This is a genomic window from Treponema sp. R80B11-R83G3 (genome assembly GCF_054786115.1).
This window is the reverse complement of record NZ_BDHF01000519.1, coordinates 1-862: the sequence shown is the minus strand read 5'-3', so window position 1 is coordinate 862 and position 862 is coordinate 1. Positions and strand designations below refer to the sequence as shown.

Genomic DNA, 862 nt, shown 5'->3' with positions numbered 1-862 from the left:
GCCTGTACTTTTTTGACAGACAAGCCGCCTTTTAACATTTCCGTATTGCAGAAATGCCGCCACGCATGGACATTAAGCCCCCTCTCGTTTATTTCCTTTTCGCTTATGCCGATATTCTGCAAAGCCTTCATCAAGCCGCTGTAAAGGCTGTTTCTGTTTATCGGCTTATCGCCGCCAGTCAGCGAAAACACAAAACCCTGTCCGTTTACGCTCATCAGTTTTTTCAAGTCCGCAATAACCTCATCGGCAAGCGGAATATGGTGTTTCGTTTTCGTTTTAGTTTCCCTGTAGCCGTACACCTCATCATGTTGGGCGCAAATATAAATATGGTCATCAAAAACATATTCGCCTTTTAATCCCAATATTTCACAACACCTAATTCCTGTTAACGCCGCCAACTTATGGGCAGTACACATCAAAAAATCGTTATTCCAGACTTTTCTCCAATCGTCAGAAAACAACGCCATAAATTCGTCATGGGTGATAATCTTTTTTTCTTTTTGTTCTTGCAACAGTTTTTGCACATCATTGAATGGGTCTCGCTCGATAATGTGTTTTTTTACCGCCCATTTCAACATAGTTTGCAACGAACCGTAAAAGCCGTTAGCCGTTGAGTTTTTATATTTTTTTGAAATCAGATAATCAAGCCAAGCGTCAATCTCTTTACCAGTAATAGCGTCCAATTTCATTTTCCCAAAGTAGGGAACTAAAATATTTTCTACCACGCCCTTATTTTTATCCGCATAAGATTGCGTCAGGTTTCGGCGCTTGCGCCGTTCTTTCAAATAATCGCTTTTATCCCAATCCCAAAACAAAGCGGAAAATTCAGCAAAAGTCGGCATTTCCTTTGGTCCCGGAAGTA

Annotated in this window: 1 protein-coding gene; it reads right to left on the bottom strand. The window is 41.1% G+C overall.

Annotation, left to right across the window (positions count from 1 at the left end):
• Window positions 1-862, bottom strand: an 862-nt coding sequence (locus tag ACYVRH_RS14755; RefSeq protein WP_461257614.1) for a tyrosine-type recombinase/integrase, incomplete at both ends; no start/stop codon positions are given.